Origin of the sequence: Streptomyces longwoodensis (assembly GCF_001514125.1) — a bacterium.
GTDB lineage: Bacteria > Actinomycetota > Actinomycetes > Streptomycetales > Streptomycetaceae > Streptomyces > Streptomyces longwoodensis.
Genome location: NZ_KQ948551.1, coordinates 334,880 through 351,467, shown reverse-complemented (window position 1 = coordinate 351,467; position 16,588 = coordinate 334,880). Strand labels below are relative to the sequence as shown.

Annotated in this window: 15 protein-coding genes and 1 riboswitch; of the genes, 4 read left to right on the top strand and 11 right to left on the bottom strand. The window is 72.9% G+C overall.

From position 1 onward, the window contains the following. Window positions 1-153 precede the first annotated feature (153 nt). Entirely contained in the window at window positions 154-1,419 is a 1,266-nt protein-coding gene (locus AQJ30_RS10595) for a glycosyltransferase family 87 protein (protein ID WP_067232638.1), read from the top strand. Here AQJ30_RS10595 and AQJ30_RS10590 read toward each other — a convergent pair. Then, window positions 1,380-2,699 (bottom strand): MATE family efflux transporter, encoded by a 1,320-nt coding sequence (locus AQJ30_RS10590; protein ID WP_067231717.1) that lies wholly within the window; start codon window positions 2,697-2,699, stop codon window positions 1,380-1,382. The genes AQJ30_RS10595 and AQJ30_RS10590 overlap by 40 nt on opposite strands. Window positions 2,700-2,856: 157 nt before the next feature. Between AQJ30_RS10590 and AQJ30_RS10585 the strand changes: the two genes are divergently transcribed. Beyond that, window positions 2,857-3,381 carry a PadR family transcriptional regulator gene (locus AQJ30_RS10585; protein ID WP_067231714.1) on the top strand — a complete coding sequence of 175 codons (525 nt, stop codon included), beginning with the start codon at window positions 2,857-2,859 and terminating at the stop codon, window positions 3,379-3,381. Between the two features lie 16 nt (window positions 3,382-3,397). On the opposite strand, the gene AQJ30_RS10580 is transcribed toward AQJ30_RS10585, so the two are convergent. The 5 genes from AQJ30_RS10580 to AQJ30_RS10560 all read right to left on the bottom strand — a co-directional run bounded on the left by AQJ30_RS10580 (window position 3,398) and on the right by AQJ30_RS10560 (window position 8,804). After that, window positions 3,398-4,600 (bottom strand): hypothetical protein, encoded by a 1,203-nt coding sequence (locus tag AQJ30_RS10580; protein WP_067231712.1) that lies wholly within the window; start codon window positions 4,598-4,600, stop codon window positions 3,398-3,400. Between the two features lie 73 nt (window positions 4,601-4,673). Continuing rightward, complete coding sequence (locus AQJ30_RS10575) at window positions 4,674-5,684, bottom strand: C40 family peptidase (RefSeq protein WP_067231710.1); 1,011 nt, start codon at window positions 5,682-5,684, stop codon at window positions 4,674-4,676. Window positions 5,685-5,907: 223 nt separating this feature from the next. Then, complete coding sequence (locus AQJ30_RS10570) at window positions 5,908-6,942, bottom strand: C40 family peptidase (protein WP_067231708.1); 1,035 nt, start codon at window positions 6,940-6,942, stop codon at window positions 5,908-5,910. A gap of 211 nt (window positions 6,943-7,153) precedes the next feature. Continuing rightward, window positions 7,154-8,497 (bottom strand): NYN domain-containing protein, encoded by a 1,344-nt coding sequence (locus AQJ30_RS10565; RefSeq protein WP_067231705.1) that lies wholly within the window; start codon window positions 8,495-8,497, stop codon window positions 7,154-7,156. Between the two features lie 67 nt (window positions 8,498-8,564). Beyond that, entirely contained in the window at window positions 8,565-8,804 is a 240-nt protein-coding gene (locus AQJ30_RS10560; protein WP_067231702.1) for a hypothetical protein, read from the bottom strand. Window positions 8,805-8,999: 195 nt separating this feature from the next. Here AQJ30_RS10560 and AQJ30_RS10555 point away from each other — a divergent pair, with 195 nt between their 5' ends. Both AQJ30_RS10555 and AQJ30_RS10550 read left to right on the top strand, forming a co-directional pair. After that, window positions 9,000-9,743, top strand: coding sequence for a rhomboid family intramembrane serine protease (locus AQJ30_RS10555; protein ID WP_067231700.1), 744 nt, complete (start codon window positions 9,000-9,002; stop codon window positions 9,741-9,743). After that, window positions 9,740-10,021: an Lrp/AsnC family transcriptional regulator gene (locus AQJ30_RS10550; RefSeq protein ID WP_067231697.1), complete on the top strand. Its 282-nt coding sequence runs from the start codon at window positions 9,740-9,742 to the stop codon at window positions 10,019-10,021. The genes AQJ30_RS10555 and AQJ30_RS10550 overlap by 4 nt, the downstream gene beginning before the upstream one ends. Before the next feature lie 26 nt (window positions 10,022-10,047). On the opposite strand, the gene AQJ30_RS10545 is transcribed toward AQJ30_RS10550, so the two are convergent. The 5 genes from AQJ30_RS10545 to qcrC all read right to left on the bottom strand — a co-directional run bounded on the left by AQJ30_RS10545 (window position 10,048) and on the right by qcrC (window position 16,540). Then, window positions 10,048-11,418, bottom strand: a complete 1,371-nt coding sequence (locus AQJ30_RS10545) for an aminotransferase class V-fold PLP-dependent enzyme (protein WP_067231694.1) — start codon at window positions 11,416-11,418, stop codon at window positions 10,048-10,050. A gap of 209 nt (window positions 11,419-11,627) precedes the next feature. Then, a riboswitch (SAM riboswitch) is annotated at window positions 11,628-11,744 on the bottom strand. A gap of 97 nt (window positions 11,745-11,841) precedes the next feature. Then, window positions 11,842-12,906 (bottom strand): anthranilate phosphoribosyltransferase, encoded by a 1,065-nt coding sequence (gene trpD / locus AQJ30_RS10540; protein ID WP_067231692.1) that lies wholly within the window; start codon window positions 12,904-12,906, stop codon window positions 11,842-11,844. 132 nt (window positions 12,907-13,038) lie between these two features. Next, entirely contained in the window at window positions 13,039-14,676 is a 1,638-nt protein-coding gene (qcrB, locus tag AQJ30_RS10535; RefSeq protein ID WP_067231690.1) for a cytochrome bc1 complex cytochrome b subunit, read from the bottom strand. Next, window positions 14,673-15,731, bottom strand: a complete 1,059-nt coding sequence (qcrA, locus tag AQJ30_RS10530) for a cytochrome bc1 complex Rieske iron-sulfur subunit (protein ID WP_067231687.1) — start codon at window positions 15,729-15,731, stop codon at window positions 14,673-14,675. Before qcrA ends, qcrB begins: the two co-directional genes overlap by 4 nt. Further along, complete coding sequence (gene qcrC / locus AQJ30_RS10525; RefSeq protein ID WP_067231684.1) at window positions 15,728-16,540, bottom strand: cytochrome bc1 complex diheme cytochrome c subunit; 813 nt, start codon at window positions 16,538-16,540, stop codon at window positions 15,728-15,730. Before qcrC ends, qcrA begins: the two co-directional genes overlap by 4 nt. Between the last annotated feature and the right edge of the window lie 48 nt (window positions 16,541-16,588).

The following is a 16,588-nucleotide window of genomic DNA, read 5'->3' as shown; positions in this document are numbered from 1 at the left end:
CTGTATCCAACGCCGTCCGCACCGCAGCGGGTCCCCGGACGGCGGTGAGCGGCACGCGGTCCGCCACGGCCGCGCTTCACGGCTCCCGCACGGTCCGCCGGGAGACCATGGGACCCTCACCACGTAAGCGGACGAACAGGGGCACAGGTGAACATCACGGACGCGCGGCGGGCCGGGCACCCGCCCGCCGCACCGGCCGGACCGCACGCGCCGGCCGGGCTGCTCGCCGTCTGGGGCGTGACCCGGCTGGTCCTGCTGCTGTGGGTGTCCGGGGTGTGGACCTTCCCCGGCCCGGACGTCACGGGCGACGTGTCCGTGATCTACCAGGGCTGGTACGACGTCCTGCGCACCGGTACCTTCCCGGGGACCGACGTCACCTGGCAGTACCCGCCGGGTGCGGCCCTCGCGATCCTCGCCCCGGGCCTGCTGCCCTTCCTGGGCTACGCGCCGGCGTTCTTCGTGCTGGCGTTCCTCGCCGACCTCGTGGTGCTGGTCCTGCTGCTGCGCGCGGGCACCGGACCGGACCGGGGCCGGCGCGGTGCCTGGCTGTGGGTGGCGGGCCTGCCGCTGCTCGGCCCGACCGTGTACGCGCGCTACGACGTGATGGTGACCGCCGTGGCGGTGGCCGCGCTGGTGGCCGGGGTACGGCACCCGCGCGTGGCCGGCGTCCTCATCGGGTTCGGGGCGCTGCTGAAGGTGTGGCCGGCGCTGCTGCTGGCCGGGGCGGTGCGACGGCGGACCTGGGGTGCCGCGGCGGTGAGCGCGGCGGTCCTCGCGGGGGCGTTCGCCCTGGCGGCGCCCGGCGCGTTCGCCTTCCTGACGTCCCAGCGCGACCGGGGCACCGAGGTGGAGTCGCTGGGCGGACTGGTCCTGCACGTGGCCCGGCACACCGGCTGGGACGGGCGGGTGCTGCTGCACTACGGCTCGATGGAGTTCCTCGGGCCGTACGTGCACGAGGTGAGCACCGCGGCCCAGGTGCTGACGGCGCTGGCCTTCGGCTGGCTGCTGCTGTGGCGGCTGCGGGCCCGCCGGTACGGGCCCGCCACGCTCGCCGACGCGGCCTTCACCGCGGTGCTGCTGTTCACGGTCACCAGCCGGGTGATCAGCCCCCAGTACCTGGTGTGGCTGGTCGGGCTCGCGGCGGTGTGCCTGTGCTTGCGGGCGAGCCGGATGCTCCCGCCGGCGCTGCTGGTGGCGGCCGCCTCCGCGGTGACGGTGCTGGAGTTCCCGGTGTGGTTCGCGCACGTCGTCGCGAGCGACCCGCTCGGCATGGCCCTGCTGTTCGTCCGCAACGGCCTGCTGGTGGCGGCCGCGGTCGTCGCCGCCGTCCGGCTGTGGCGTTCGACCGTGCCGGAGGGGGCGCCGGCGCCCCTGCCCGGTCAGGCCGCCCGGACCAGGGAGACGTCCGCGTCCTCCTGACGCCGCTCGCGCCGCAGCAGCCAGGCCACCGCCGCGCACTGGGCGGCCATGGCGAGCGCCAGCGCCAGGCAGATCCCCGGCAGCCCCAGGCCCGACAGGAGCGGGGCCAGCGCCAGTTGCAGGGCGGTGCCGAGCAGGGTGACGCGCAGCAGGGCCGGCGCTCCCCCGCTGCCCTCGAAGACCCCGCCGAGCGCGATGCACCCGGCCATCAGCAGCAGGTACGGCCCGACGCAGCGCAGGAACAGCACGCCCGCGCGGGCCACGGCCGGCTCCACGCCGAACGCCGCCATGATCCAGGGGGCGCCCGCGGCGAGCAGGACGGCCGCCACGAGGCCGACGGCCGCGGCGAGGAGCACGGCCTCCCGCCCGATCGCCCGCCGCTCTCCCCCGCGCCCGGCGCCCCGGGTGTGCGCGGTGTGGATGGCGGCGGCCTGCCGCACCGCGTAGAAGGCCATGGTGGCGACGTGGAGGACCTTGTAGGCGACGGCGTACGCGGCCACCGCCGTCACCCCGAGCCGCGCCACGACCGCGACGAGCACCAGCGTGCCGCCCTGGCGGACGGTGAAGTCGGCGGACATGGGCAGCCCGGTCCGCAGCGTGCGCCGCAGCGCGCCGCGGTGACCGGCCGGGGTCCGGGAGGCGGTCCGCAGCAGGGCGTTGCGGCGCAGGGCGAGCAGCCCCGCCGCCAGGGCCACGCAGCGGCACAGCACGGTGGAGACGGCCGCGCCCCGGACGCCGTAGCGGTGGATGAGGAAGGGGTCGAGGGCGAGGACCAGGCCGTTGGCGAGGAGGGCGAGCCGCATCGGGGTCCGGGTGTCGCCGGCGCCCTTGAGGAGGCCGTCGACGAGGTTCTGGGCGAAGAAGACGGCCGTACCGGGCAGGGAAATCGCGAAGTAGCCGACGGCGAGCGGCAGGGCGGGCCCGGCGTGCCCGCCCAGCACCAGCCGGGCCAGCGGCTCGCGCAGCAGGAAGCCGCCGGCCGCGACGACCGGGGTGACCACCGCGCACAGCGCCACGCCGCCCCGGACGGCCGCCCGGACCGCCGCCGGGTCCCGAGCGCCCCGGGCGTGCGCGACCAGCACGGTGGTCCCGGAGGCGAAGACCAGCGCCACGCCGAGCAGGACGTTCTCGGTGGTGGTGGCGACCGCGACGGCGGCGACCGCGGGCCCGCCGAGCCGGGAGACCCACACCGTGTTGACGATGCCGGAGGCCACGGAGGCCAGGAGCGAGAAGTAGACGGGGTGGGCGAGGGAGACGAGCTGTCTGCGGTGGCTGTTCACGGGTCCTCCGGACGCGGCTGCTCGCGGAACGCCGCTCGGGGAACGCCGCTCTCGAACCGCTCTCGATACGAGGTACCTCGATTAGAGGTACCTCGAAGAGAGGTACCATGGCCGTCGGGACATCGGCAAGGGAGCCGAACGACACGGAGGAGGCGGCGTGCTGGAGCTGTCGATCCTGGGCTTCCTCGCCGAGGGACCCCTGCACGGCTACGAGCTCAAGGAGCGCATCAAGGCGCTGACCGGCCACGTCCGCCCGGTCAGCGACGGGGCGCTCTACCCGGCGATCAGCCGCCTGGTCGCGGCCGGCCGGCTCGACCAGCGCACCGAGGAGGGCACCGGCGCCGCCCCGCGCCGGGTGCTGTCCCTCACGGACGCCGGACGCGCGGACCTGCTTCAGCGGCTGCGCGCGCCCAAGCCGGTGGAGATCTCCGACCAGGTCCGCTTCAACACCGTCCTCGCCTTCCTGCGCCACCTGCCCGACCCCCGCGAGCAGGCGGCCGTCCTGCGCCGCCGCCTGGACTTCCTGCGGACGCCCACGAGCTTCTTCTACGACGACGGCTCACCCGTGCGCGCCGAGGACACCGGGGACCTGTTCCGGCGGGGCGTGCTGCGCGTCGCCCGGGCCACCACGGCGGCGGAGGTGGCGTGGCTGACGGAAGCGGTCGCCGAGCTGGAGCGCTGAGCGCGCGCGGGCCCGGTCAGCCGGCCGGGGCGGCCAGCTGGTCGTGCACGTACTGGCGCCAGTCGGCGGTGAAGTCCGCGAGGCTCGTCCCCAGCACGTCGCGCAGGGCCCCCTCGACCGCGCCGGCCCGCTTCCCGTGCGCCCCGACGGCCCGGTAGAAGGCGTCGAGCCGCTCCTCGCCCCAGCGCCCGGCGATCATCCGGCACGCCAGCCAGCCGCCCTCGTAGGCCTCGGCCAGCCGCACGGCGTCCCCGGAGAAGCCGAAGTCGGCGTCGGCGGGCAGCGCCGCCGGGGCGTTCCCGCCGGCCACGGCGCCCACCAGCTCGGGCGCGACCTCGGCCGGGGTGCGACCGGTGCCGCGGTAGCCGACGTAGTCCGCGTACCCCTCGGACAGCCACAGCGGGGTCGCCCCGTTGGTGTGGGCGCGGGTGGCGACGTGGGTGGTCTCGTGGGTGAGGACGACCTGCCGGCCGGCCGCGCCGAGCATCCCGTAGGCGTCGGGGTTGACCACGATCCGGTCCGCGGGCGCCCGGGACGGTCCGCCGGTCTCGCCGGTGGTGACCGCGGCGATGCCCCGGTAGCTGGAGGCGGGCGAGCCGAGCACCGCGGCCATGCCGTCCAGGGACTTGGGCACCAGCACCACCACGTGCAGCGCCCATCCGGTGCCCCAGGCCGCCGAGACGGCGGGCACGGCCCGGTCGGCCAGGTCCGCGAAGGTGCGCAGCCGCTCCCCGGACTGCCCGACGCCCATCACCAGGCTGCGCTCCCCGCGCACGACGTCCACCGTCCCCTGGTCCCACAGCTGGGCGCCCGCCCCGGGCGCGGGCGCCTCCGCCGTCACCGCCCAGCCGCCGTCGGCGCCCCGGGCCAGGCGCACCGTGCGCCCCGCGGTGACGGGCGCCCGGTCGTAGCCCCGGACGCGGTAGCTCAGCCGGACGTCGGCGGTGCGGGCGGCGCCGTCGCCGTGCACGGCGCGCACCCGGTACGAGAAGTCCTCCAGCGGCACGGCGCGCACCCGCGCGTAGCCGTCGGCCGCGCCGGTGCCGGCGTAGGCGGTGGCGTCGTGGGCGAGGACGGCGGCCGCCCGCCGGTCCAGCAGCCGCTGCACGTCGGCCCGCGCGGTGTCGGTCGCCGGCCGGCCGCCACAGCCCACGAGGGCGACGAGCAGCAGGCACAGCACCACCACGTGGGACCCGCGCACCCGCCGTCGACCAGCCATCCCCCCGATCGTACGGCGCGGTGCCCGCGGCGGACCCCGGACGGGAACCGGTCACTCACGGCGGGGGAAGCGCTCAGGGGCGGGTCACGGACGAGATCGGCATCATGCCGACCGGGTCGTAGCGCACCGGGGCGCCGGGGTAGGGCGCGTGGATGACGCGCCCGTTGCCGACGTACATGCCGACGTGGCTGGCGTCGGAGCGGTAGGTGACGAGGTCACCGGGCCGGGCCTGGGACAGCGGCACGCGGCGCCCGGCGTGCGCCTGGGCCTGCGAGGTGCGCGGCAGGGCCACACCGGCCTGCGCGTACGACCACTGCATCAGGCCCGAGCAGTCGAACCCGGAGGGGCCGTTGGCGCCCCAGACGTAGGGCCGGCCGAGGGCGGAGCGGGCGGCGGCCACCGCGGCGGCCGCGCGGCCGGAGACGGGCACCTCGCCGCCCAGGAGGGCCATCCCGTCGCGCCCCGAGCGGGAGGCCCGGTCGTAGGCGGCGCGCTCGGCCGACGGCAGGCTGTCCAGGAGCCGGCGGGCCCGGGCGAGCTTGCGCTCCACGGTCCGCTTGTGGGTGGCGACCGCCCGGCGGCTGCGCTCCAGCTCGCCGAGCCGCCGGGTGGCCTCGGCGCGCTCCTGGGCGAGGTCGCGCATCGCGTCCTGCAACTCCCGGAGTTCGCCCGCTTGGCGGGCGGTGATCCGGTCCAGGGCGGCCGCCTTGTCGAGGTAGTCGTCCGGGTCGTCGGAGAACAGCAGGGCGAGGGACGGGTCGAGGCCGCCGGCCCGGTACTGGGCGCCGGCGAGCGAACCGAGCCGGTCGCGCATCGCGTTGATGCGCAGCTGCTGGCGGGCGATGCGGTCCTGCGCGTCGGTCACCTGCCGGCGCAGGGTGTCGGCGCGTTCGTCGGCCTTGTTGTAGGCCTCGGTGGCCTTCTCGGCCTCCGTGTAGAGGCGGTCGACCTCGGCTCGGGTGTCGTGCGGCGCGGCCGTGGCCGGTACGACTCCGAGGGCCGCGGCGGCGGCCGACATGGCGCAGAGCGCGGTCGCGGCTCCGCGGTCGAACCCGGACGGTGCTGGGCGACGGTGGGACCCCACGGGAAGCCGCGCTCCTTCCACTGGCGGACGGGGAAACGCGGCAGACAGTAGCCCCGCGACCAGGGGTGGACCAACGACCCGGCTCGGCGCAGAACGTGACGCCCCGCCACTGACGCAGGTCAGTGGCGGGGCGGGGGGTCACTTGGGGCGGACGTGATTCGCCCGTTCGGGCGGTGCCGTGTCCTGATCTTGGACGCGGCCGGCACCCTGGCCGGCGCAGGGGTCAGATCCGCACGCCGAACTGGAACGGCATGTTGTTGATCGACTCGTAGCGCACCACGGTGCCGGTGCGCGGGGCGTGCAGCACCTGGCCGTTGCCCGCGTAGAAGCCGACGTGGTGCAGGTCGCCGTAGAAGATGACCAGGTCGCCGACCTGGAGGTCGCTCTGGCTGTAGATGCGCGTGCCGGCGTTGGCCTGGGCCTGCGAGGTACGCGGGATGCCGACACCGGCCTGGGCGTAGGCCCAGGAGGTCAGGCCCGAGCAGTCGAAGGAGGACGGGCCGGTGGCGCCGTAGACGTACGGCGAGCCGATCTTGCTCTGGGCGGCCTGGAAGGCGGCCATGGCGCGGCTGGAGCCGGCGGTGGCGCCGCTGAGGTCGACGCGGGTGGTGGAGGAGCGGCTGGCGCGGGCGTCGGCGGCGGCCAGTTCGGCCTTCTCCGCGGCGGTCAGGCTGTTGAGGAGCTTCTGCGCCTCGGCGAGCTTGGCCTGGACTTCCTTCTTCTTCTTGCCCAGTTCGGTGCGGGTGGAGGCGAGGTCCGTGAGCTTGCCGGACGCCTCGGAGCGCTCCTGCGCGAGTTCGCGCTGCTTCTCCTGGATCTTCTTCAGCGCCTCGACCTGCTGGGCGCTGAGCTGGTCGGCGGTGGACGCCTTGTCCAGGTAGTCGTCCGGGTCGGACGACAGGAACAGCTGGAGCGAGGAGTCGATGCTGCCGGTGCGGTACTGGGCGGCCGCCGCCATGCCTATGGAGTCGCGCAGCTCGTTGAGCTCCTCCTGGCCGCGGGCGACGTTGTCCTGGATGGTGGAGATCTCCTTCTGGAGCTTCTCCTGCTTCTCCTTGGCGCCGTTGTACTTCTCGGTGGCCTGCTCGGCCTCCTCGTACAGCTTGTCGACCTTGGTCTTGACCTCGTCCTTGGAGGGCTTCTCGCTCGGCGCGGCGTTGGCGGCCTGGGAGCTCAGGACGACGGCGGCGGCAGCAGCGGTGGTCAGCACGGTCACGCGTGCGCGACTGGTCTGCTTGGGTCGACGATGGGACGCCACGGGAGGCGAACTCCTTGCTGTGAGGGATCACCTGTTCGGAGGTTCGAGCCCAGACCCTAGTGACCTCATCGTGATCAGTTCAAATCCTGGAGAGAAAAAAACCTCTCACGCAACACAGTATTTGCGAGCAACTCACGACCAGTGAGAGTCGGTTGACGCTACGTTGCGCAGTGCGGCCGTCAATTCGGGCATTGAACGCGGAACTTGCTCTTCAGGACAACCGCTTCAGGAGTACCGCAGAAGCGACCGGTCGGGCACCGACCCGGGCGACGCCGTCGGCGACCTCCCGGTCGGTGGACGCGACGATGACCGGCCGGCCCGGCGGCTCGGCCCGCACCAGCTGCCGGATCAGCTCGTCGGCGGTGACCCCGGGCTTGGAGAACAGCACCCGCACGCCCCGTGGCGGGGCCAGCAGCACGGGCGCGGCGAGTTCCGCGCCGTCGAAGACGCACGTCACCTCGGCGCCGGTCTGCGCGGCGAGCTGCGAGAGCTGCCCGAGCAGCCGCAGCCGCTGCTTCTCCAGCGGCATCTGCGGATAGCCGGTCTTGGTGACGTTGTAGCCGTCGACCACCAGGTGCGCCTGGGGCAGCGCGAGCAGCTGGTCGAGAATGGCCGGATCGTGCTCGGACAGCGCCCGTGCGGCGATGTCCTTGGGGCTCATCCGGCCCGGCTCGACCGCGTCCACGGTCTCCGCCGGGCGCACCGACACCGGCGGCAGGGCCAGTTCGCGGCGCAGCCCCTGGGCGGCGTCCAGCACGGTGTCCAGCAGCAGCCGCACCCGCATGTCCTCGACGCTGCGCCCCTCGCGGGCGGCCTTGCGGCCGGCCTCCAGGGCGGCCTCGGTCTCGGCGAGCCGTGCCTTCAGGCGCCGGGTCTCGCTCTCGGCGGCGGACACCTGCGCCTGCCCCTCGGAGCGCACCGCCTCCATCTCGGCCTGTGCCTTGCGCAGCGCGGCCTCGCCCCGCTTGACGTCGCTGAGGGCGGCCCGCAGCTTGCGGTGGAGCGCCTCGGCCTCCTTGCGGGCCGTCTCCAGCTCGGTGCGCAGCCGCTCGGTCTCCGTACGGGTCTGCTCGCGGGACCGGTCCAGCTGCTCGCGCAGCCGCTCCAGCTCGGCGCGGCTCTCCTCGTCGGCGCGCTCGGCGTCCGCGCGCAGGGCCTCCTCGCCGGCCGCGGTCACCAGCTTCACCCAGCCGGCGGGGCGCAGCACGTAGGCCGCGGCCGCCACGTCGAGCGGGTCCGCGGCCGGGGGCGGCGAGCCGGAGTCGAGGGCGCCGGACAGCTCCGGCTGCGCCTCCCTGAGCTTTTCCCCGATCCGCTGGCGGAACAGCGGGTCGGTCTCCAGCGCGGCCGCCATCGCGTTGCCGGCGAACTTGGCCCGCCGGTTGGGCGCGAACCGCGCGTACTGGCGCAACTGCGCGGGCAGTTCGCCGAGCGTCAGGCCGCCGAAGCCGTCCGAGACGATCTGGACGACCCGGCGGCGCACGCCGTCGGGCAGCGGACGGTCGAGCACCTCAGCGGCGCCGTCGCCCGGCCCCCCGCCTGCGGTCTCCACCATCCGTCACACCCCACTGCCTGTCCTCGGGATCCCGCTGCCGGGATCGCCTGTGCGGGGCCGCTCCCGGTCAGGAGTCGGCGCCCGGCCTGTCCACGAGTTCCACCTGGTCCACGGCGTTGCACCAGCGGCAGCGCACCGACTCGATGGTCTCACTGAGCACCTCGCGTTCCTCGACGCTCGGCTCACCGGCCAGGTCGAGGTGGACGTACTCCACGACCTTCGACGAACGGGTCACGTCGAAGCGCGTGAGGTTGCCGCAGAGGGTGCAGCGCCACCGCGTCGTGGTGGTCGGCAGGGGAACCGTCATCGTGACCGTCCGCTCCTTCTCGTGTGGTGCTCGGGGCGTTCATGGTGTTCTTCCGGCGCGTCGCCCGGGGTGGTGCTCGCGCGCCCCGGCCGTGTGGCTCGTAACCCTACGGCCTGGCGGGTACTCGCCGCCCGTCCGTCCACGGCGGCGAGGCGGTCCGTCCCGATCGGTCCGGTTACGTCATGCTCTGTAGTCATGGTCGGCGACTTCAGGGCCCTGGTGGGCGCGGCGGGCCGGGCGGTGCTCCGGCCGTCGGCGCCGGTGACGTACGGACTGATCGCGCTGTGCTGCGTGCTGTTCGTGCTGGGACCGGCCGGGGGCCTGAACCCGGCGTACGGCACCGGCGGGGAGCTGCTCGCCGCGCAGCGGGCCTACTTCCTGCGCTGGGGCGTGGTCCCGGCCGAGCTGTTCGCGGGGGCCCCGCGGGCGCTGCTGACCCCCGCCACGGCCCTCTTCGTGCACGGCAGCTGGGTGCACCTGCTGGGCAACATGCTCTTCCTCTACGTCTTCGGAGCGCTGACCGAGGACCGCATGGGCCGGGTGCAGTTCACCCTCTTCTACCTGGGCTGCGGCTGCCTCGCGCTGCTGGGCTACGCGGCCGCCAACGCCTCCTCCGCACAGCCGCTCGTGGGAGCGTCCGGGGCGATCTCGGCGGTGCTGGGGGCCTTCCTGTTCCTCTTCCCCCGGGCACGGGTGACCAGTCTCCTGCCGTTCCTGTTCTTCCTGCCCCTGCGGTTCCCGGCCTGGGTGGTCCTGCCCTTCTGGGCGGCGCTGCAGTGGCTGGCCGCGAGCCGCTCCCCGCAGGGGCCGGGGGTCGCGTACCTGGCGCACGTGGTGGGCTTCGGCCTGGGCTTCGCCTACGCGTGGGCCCGGTACGGCCCTGCGACTAAAGTGAAGGCCGCCCCGCCTCCGGCCCCCGAGGGAGAGAACCAGCCGTGATCACCGCGATCGTTCTGATCAAGACCAGCGTGGACCGGATCCCGGAGATCGCCGAGCAGATCGCCGCGCTGGAGAGCGTGAGCGAGGTCTTCTCCGTCACCGGGACCTACGACCTGATCGCCATGGTGCGGGTGCGCCGGCACGAGGACCTGGCCGAGGTGATCCCGGGCCGCATCAGCAAGATCCCCGGGGTGGAGGGCACGGACACGCACGTGGCGTTCCGCACCTACTCCCAGCACGACCTGGAGGCGGCCTTCGCGATCGGGCTGGACTCGTGACCGGGCGGGACTCCTGACGCCTCCGGTCAGCCCACGGCCGGCACGCAGCGGCCGTCCTCGGTCCGGTAGCGCCACTTCGCGCCGTCGCTGACCAGCTCGCGCACCGCGCCGACGAAGCGCTCCACGTGCTCGTCGGGCGTGCCGGCGCCGAAGCTGACGCGGATCGCGTTCAGCGACTTCTCGCCCGGGGCCGCCTCGGGGGCGCCGCACTCGCCCTGGGTCTGGGGGTCGGTGCCCAGCAGGGTGCGCACCAGGGGGTGGGCGCAGAACAGGCCGTCGCGGACGCCGATGCCGTACTCGGCGGAGAGGGCGGCGGCGAAGTGCGAGCTGTTCCAGCCCTCGACCACGAACGAGATCACCCCGACCCGGGGGGCGTCGTCGCCGAACAGGGACAGCACGCGGACCTCGGGGATCCGGGCGAGCCCGGCGCGCACCGTCTCGACCAGGTGCTGCTCGCGGGCAACCAGGGTGTCCCAGCCGGCCTCGGTGAGCGCCTTGCAGGCCGAGGCGATGGCGTAGGCGCCGATCACGTTCGGCGAGCCGGCCTCGTGCCGGGCCGCGCTCTCGTGCCACTCCACGTCCACTCCCCCGTCCTCGCGCCGGGTGACCTTGCGGCTGGCGCCGCCGCCCGCGAGGTAGGGCTCGGCCGCGCGCAGCCAGTCGGCGCGGCCGGCCAGCACACCGGAGCCGAAGGGGGCGTACAGCTTGTGGCCGGAGAAGGCCACCCAGTCGACGTCGAGGTCACGCAGGCTCACCGGGTGGTGCGGGGCGAGCTGGGCGGCGTCCAGCACGATCCGGGCGCCGTGGGCGTGGGCGGCGGCGGCCAGCTCACGCACCGGCCACAGCTCGCCGGTGACGTTGGAGGCGCCGGTGACGCAGACCAGGGCCGGGCCGTGCGGGTCGCGGTCGGCGAGGGCGCGCTCCAGGGTCTCGACGGCCTGCCGGTGGGTGCGCGGGGCGTCCAGGTAGGTGACCCGGTGGTCCTGCCAGGGCAGCAGGGAGGCGTGGTGCTCGGTCTCGAAGACGAAGACCTGGCAGTCGGCGGGCAGGGCGCGGGCGAGCAGGTTGAGCGAGTCGGTGGTGGAGCGGGTGAAGACCAGCTGGTCCTCGGGGCGGCAGTCGAGGAACGCGGCGACCGTGCGGCGGGCGTTCTCGAACAGGTCCGTGGACAGCTGGGAGAGGTAGCCGGCGCCGCGGTGGACGCTGCCGTAGTACGGCGCGTAGGCGGCGACGTCGTCCCAGACCCGCTGGAGGGCGGGGGCGCTCGCCGCGTAGTCGAGGGCGGCGTAGGTGACCTCGCCGCCCGTGACGAGCGGGACGGCGACGTCCCGGCCCAGGACGGGCAGCGGGGCACAGACGGAGCGGTCGGCGGCAGCGGTGGTGGTGGTGACGGACATGGCGTACTCCCGGGACAGGCAGGCGTGACCCGTCACCGCACGAGCCGCCGGGACGCGCGTACGCGAACGGGGCTCCAGCGCGGGACGAGGAGAGGAAGAAGCAGAAGGGTGCCGATGGGAAGGCGTGCGGAGACGGGGCTCTGCGGCCCTAGCGCATTCGCTTGCTCACGGAAGACTCCTCGACGACCAGGACCCCTGGAATCGCGAGGGGTCCGCGCTTGCCGCAGACCTCGCTGCCTGCGACCTGGTCTTCACCCGGGGCACCCCGCCACGGACGGAGGGTTGCCGGACAGTCGGCCGGGGCCTCATGACTGTCACTCATGACCTGGTAAGGAAAGTACGCGACGTGATCGCGGTCCCGCAACTCCTGTCCGGATCGCGGGACCGCGCACGTGAACCGCCGTGCGCCGCCGGAAAGGGGCGTCAGGCGTTGCTGACCTGCACCCACCGCTCCAGCGTGCGTCGAGCCGCTCCCGAGTCGACGGACTCGGCCGCCCTCGCCATCGCGGCGCGGATCTGGTCGGTCAGCGGGGCGTCCGTGGGGTCCAGGGCGACCAGCGCGGCCGCCGAGTTCAGCAGCACGGCGTCGCGCACCGGGCCGTGCTCGCCGTCCAGGAGGCGGCGGGCGACCCCGGCGTTGTAGGCCGCGTCCGCGCCGCGCAGCGCCTCCACGGGGACCAGGTCGAGGCCGACGTCCCGCGGGTCGAAGGGCTCCTCGGTGACCTTGCCGTCGCGCACGGTCCACACCCGGGAGGTGGCGGTGGTGGTCAGCTCGTCGAGGCCGTCGTCGCCCCGGAAGACCAGCGAGGAGTTGCCGCGCTCGGCGAACACCCCCGCCATGATGGGGGCCATCCGCCGGTCCGCCACCCCGATGGCCTGGGCGCGCACCTTCGCCGGGTTGGCCAGCGGACCGAGGAAGTTGAACACGGTCCGCACGCCGAGCTGGCCGCGCGCGGCGGCCACGTGGCGCAGCGCGGGGTGGAACTTCACCGCGAAGCAGAAGGTGATCCCGGCCTCCTCGGCGACCTCCACCACCCGCTTCGGGCTGAGCTCCAGGTTGACGCCGAGCTTCTCCAGCACGTCGGAGGCGCCCGAGGCGGACGACGCCGCGCGGTTGCCGTGCTTGACGACCTTCGCGCCGGTGCCGGCCACGACGATCGAGGACATGGTGGAGATGTTCACCGTCTTGGCGCCGTCGCCGCCGGTGCCGACGATGTCGACGGTCGCCCCCGGCACCTCGATGACGTTGGCGTGCTCGTACAGGGCCCGCACGCAGCCGGAGATCTCCTCGACCGTCTCGCCCTTGGCGCGCAGCGCCACCGCGAACCCGGCGATCTGCGCGTCGGTCGCCTCGCCGCTCATGATCCGGTCCATCGCCCACGCGGTCTCGTCCGCGGACAGGTCCCGGCCGTCCAGCAGGCCGTTCAGCACGGCGGGCCAGGAGCGGCCCGCCGCGGTGTCGCCTCCAGCGGGGGTCACAGCGCTCATCAGCCGCTCCTGGGTGTCTGTGGGACGAGGTACAGGGTGTGGTGCCAGCCTATCCAGCCCCGGACGGCGCGAAGGGCCCCGTCCGAACACCGGACGGGGCCCTTCGACCGTGGCGTGGCGACGCCGCAGCGATCAGTGGTGGCCGTGGCCGCTCGTGATCTCCTTGTACTCCTCGACGGAGGGCTTCGTGATCTGCGACTCCTCGCCGAAGTAGGCCTCGCTCAGCTTGGCGCGCACCTTCTGCGTGGCCCTCACCTTGCGCTCGACACCGTTCTCGTCGACCGCGGGGCCGAGCTCGAGCGGCTTGTACTGGTCGTGCGCGGTGAGCGTGTGCAGCTGCTCCTGGCTGAGCGGCTCGTGCACCTCGATGAACTCACCGTGCGGCAGGCGCTTGATGGTGCCGGTCTCGCGACCGTGCAGCACCTTGTCCTTGTCCCGGCGCTGCAGGCCGAGGCAGATCCGCTTGGTGACGATGAACGCGATGACCGGGCCGACGAAGTACGAGATCCGGACGAACCAGGTGACCGCGTTGATCGACAGGTGGAAGTGCGTGGCGAAGATGTCGTTGCCGCCACCGATCAGCATCACGAAGTACACGGTCAGCCAGGCGACACCGAACGCCGTGCGGGTCGGGGCGTTGCGCGGGCGGTCCAGGATGTGGTGCTCGCGCTTGTCGCCGGTGACCCAGGCCTCGATGAACGGGTAGGCGGCGATCGCGACCAGGATCACGCCGAACAGCACCAGCGGGATGAACACGCCCAGGACGAGCGTGTGGCCCCACAGGTTGATCTCCCAGCCCGGCATCGCGCGGATCAGACCCTCGGCCATGCCCATGTACCAGTCGGGCTGGGCGCCGGTGGACACCTGGTCCGGCCGGTAGGGGCCGATGGCCCAGATCGGGTTGATCTGCGCGATCGCCGCGACGAACGCGATGACGCCGAAGACCAGGAAGAAGAAGCCGCCCGCCTTCGCCATGTACACCGGCAGCAGCGGCATGCCGACCACGTTGTTGTTGGTCTTGCCGGGGCCCGCGAACTGCGTGTGCTTGTGGTAGAAGACCAGGATCAGGTGGCCGACCACCAGACCGAGCATGATGCCCGGCAGCAGCAGGATGTGGATCGAGTAGAAGCGGGCCACGAAGTCGCCGCCCGGGAACTCGCCGCCGAAGAGGAAGAACGAGATGTACGTGCCGACGATCGGCACGGACAGGATCGCGCCCTCCATGAAGCGGACACCGGTGCCGGAGAGCAGGTCGTCCGGGAGCGAGTAGCCGGTGAAACCGGTGAACATGCCCAGGACGAACAGCAGGAAGCCGAACAGCCAGTTGACCTCACGCGGCTTGCGGAACGCGCCGGTGAAGAACACGCGCATCATGTGCACGAACATGCCGGCGATGAAGACGACGGCCGCCCAGTGGTGGATCTGCCGGATGAGCAGACCGCCGCGGACGTCGAAGGAGATGTGCAACGTGGAGTTGAACGCCTCCGACATCAGCTGCCCCTGGAGCGGGACGTAGCTGCCGTGGTACTCCACCTCGTTCATCGACGGGTGGAAGAACAGCGTCAGGTAGACACCCGTCAGGATGATGATGATGAAGCTGTAGAGGCAGACCTCACCCAGCATGAACGACCAGTGGTCGGGGAAGATCTTGCGCATGTTGGACTTGGCCAGGGTGTAGATCCCCAGGCGTCCGTCCGCCCAGTCGGCGACGCGCTCGCCGCCGGGTGCCTTCCCGCGCGAGCGGGAGGTGTTGCTCGCTGTAGTACTCATCCGCGCTCCCAGAAAGCAGGACCGACGGGCTCCTCGAAGTCGCCGAGCGCCTCGAGGTAGCCCTCGTCGTTCACGCCGATCCGCAGCTGCGGCAGGGCGTGGCCGGCGGGTCCGAAGATCACTCGGGCACCGTCGGAGAGGTCGAAGGTGGACTGGTGGCAGGGGCACAGCACGTGGTGCGTCTGCTGCTCGTACAGCGAGATGGGGCACCCCACGTGGGTGCAGATCTTGGAGTACGCCACGATGCCCTCGTGCGACCACTCGAGCTCGCGCTTGTCCTTGATGTTGTCCGGCTGGAGCCGGACGATCATCAGGGCCGCCTTGGCGATCTCCTTCTGGAAGTCCTCGTCGTGCTCCTCCAGGCCCTCGGGCTTGGCGAACGTCAGCGAGCCGACGGCCACGTCCTCGGGACGCAGCGGCTCGTTGGTGTTCATGTTGACGAGGAGCTTGCCCTTGGACCACAGGGTGTGGCGCAGCGAGGTCCCCGGCAGGGGGCCGAGGTCGCGCAGCAGCATGAGGCCGGAGAGCGGGACCAGGGTCAGCGCGCCCAGCATCGTGTTGCGGATCAGCTTGCGGCGGCCGATCGCGGACTCCTTGGCGCCCTGGCGGAAGTCCTCGTGGACCTTCGCGCGCAGCTCCGGGGACGCCTCGATCGGGTGGCGCTCGTCGGCGATCTCCACGTCGGACATCAGGGTGCGGGCCCAGTGGACCGCGCCCGCGCCGATGCAGAACAGCGCCAGGCCGAGGGTCACGCCCAGCGCGAAGTTCAGCGCGCTGACGTGGCCGATCGGGAAGACGTAGATCGACCGGTCGTGCGGGACCGTGACGTACGAGACGATGAAGCCGACGGTGGCCAGCATCGACACCGTGAACAGCAGGGCGACCGCACGCTCGGACCGCCGGGCGGCCTGCTCGTCGATGTCCTGGATCCGGTGCTCGTGGGGCGGCAGCCCGGGGTCGGCGAACGGGTTCTTCTCGTCCGCCACGTCCACCGCGCCGTGCGCGTGGCCCTGCTGTGCGGGCAGGTTCTCTTCTGGAATGTCTTGGCTACTCATGACTTCTTGGCCTTTGCGGTCCGAGCGGCGACCCAGACGGCGACCGCGATCAGCGTGCCGAGCCCGAAGATCCAGCCGAACAGGCCCTCGCTGACCGGCCCGAGGCCGCCCAGCTCCAGACCGCCCGGGTTCTCGGTCTCGTCGCCGTTGACCGCGTTCAGGTAAGCGATGATGTCCTTCTTGTTCTGCTCCGACAAGGTGGTGTCGGGGAACGAAGGCATGTTCTGCGGGCCCGTCTGCATGGCCTCGTAGATGTGCTTCGGCTCCACGTCCGTCAGCGACGGGGCGAACTTGCCCTTGGTGAGCGCACCGCCCTTGCCGGTGAAGTTGTGGCACTGCGCGCAGTTGGTCCGGAAGAGCTCACCGCCCTTGGCGATGTCGGCACCCTCCGGGCCGTACTGCTCCTTCGTCGGGACGGCCGGGCCGGCACCGAGGGAGGCGATGTACGCGGCGAGCTGGTCGATCTGCGCCTGCGTGTAGATGTTCTTCTTCTTCGGCACCTGGGCGCCCTGGGAGGTCGCCGCGGGCATCCGGCCCGTGCTGACCTGGAAGTCGACGGCCGCGGCGCCCACGCCCACCAGGCTGGGGCCGTCGGAGCCGCCCTGACCGCCGGTTCCGTGGCAGCTGGCGCAGCCCACGGTGTAGAGCTTCTTGCCCTCGTCGATGGCGAGGGACTGGGCGGTGTCGTCGGCCTGCGCCTTCTCAGCGGGCGCGAACGCGGCGTACAGCCCCCCAGTGCATGCCAGCGCGAGGAGTAGGACGACGAGCGCCGCCAGCGGATGGCGTCGTCGTGCGGAGAGCTTTTTCACGGATTACCCCGGTGTCAGGATCTTCTGCGTCGGTGCTTCTGGAATGGT

Bases quoted from the DNA above. Each gene is read 5' to 3' on its own strand.
- AQJ30_RS10580 (WP_067231712.1), bottom strand. From the start codon at position 4,600: ATGGCTGGTCGACGGCGGGTGCGCGGGTCCCACGTGGTGGTGCTGTGC.
- AQJ30_RS10565 (WP_067231705.1), bottom strand. From the start codon at position 8,497: ATGGTGGAGACCGCAGGCGGGGGGCCGGGCGACGGCGCCGCTGAGGTG.
- AQJ30_RS10560 (WP_067231702.1), bottom strand. From the start codon at position 8,804: ATGACGGTTCCCCTGCCGACCACCACGACGCGGTGGCGCTGCACCCTC.
- AQJ30_RS10555 (WP_067231700.1), top strand. From the start codon at position 9,000: ATGGTCGGCGACTTCAGGGCCCTGGTGGGCGCGGCGGGCCGGGCGGTG.
- AQJ30_RS10545 (WP_067231694.1), bottom strand. From the start codon at position 11,418: ATGTCCGTCACCACCACCACCGCTGCCGCCGACCGCTCCGTCTGTGCC.
- trpD (WP_067231692.1), bottom strand. From the start codon at position 12,906: ATGAGCGCTGTGACCCCCGCTGGAGGCGACACCGCGGCGGGCCGCTCC.
- qcrB (WP_067231690.1), bottom strand. From the start codon at position 14,676: ATGAGTACTACAGCGAGCAACACCTCCCGCTCGCGCGGGAAGGCACCC.
- qcrA (WP_067231687.1), bottom strand. From the start codon at position 15,731: ATGAGTAGCCAAGACATTCCAGAAGAGAACCTGCCCGCACAGCAGGGC.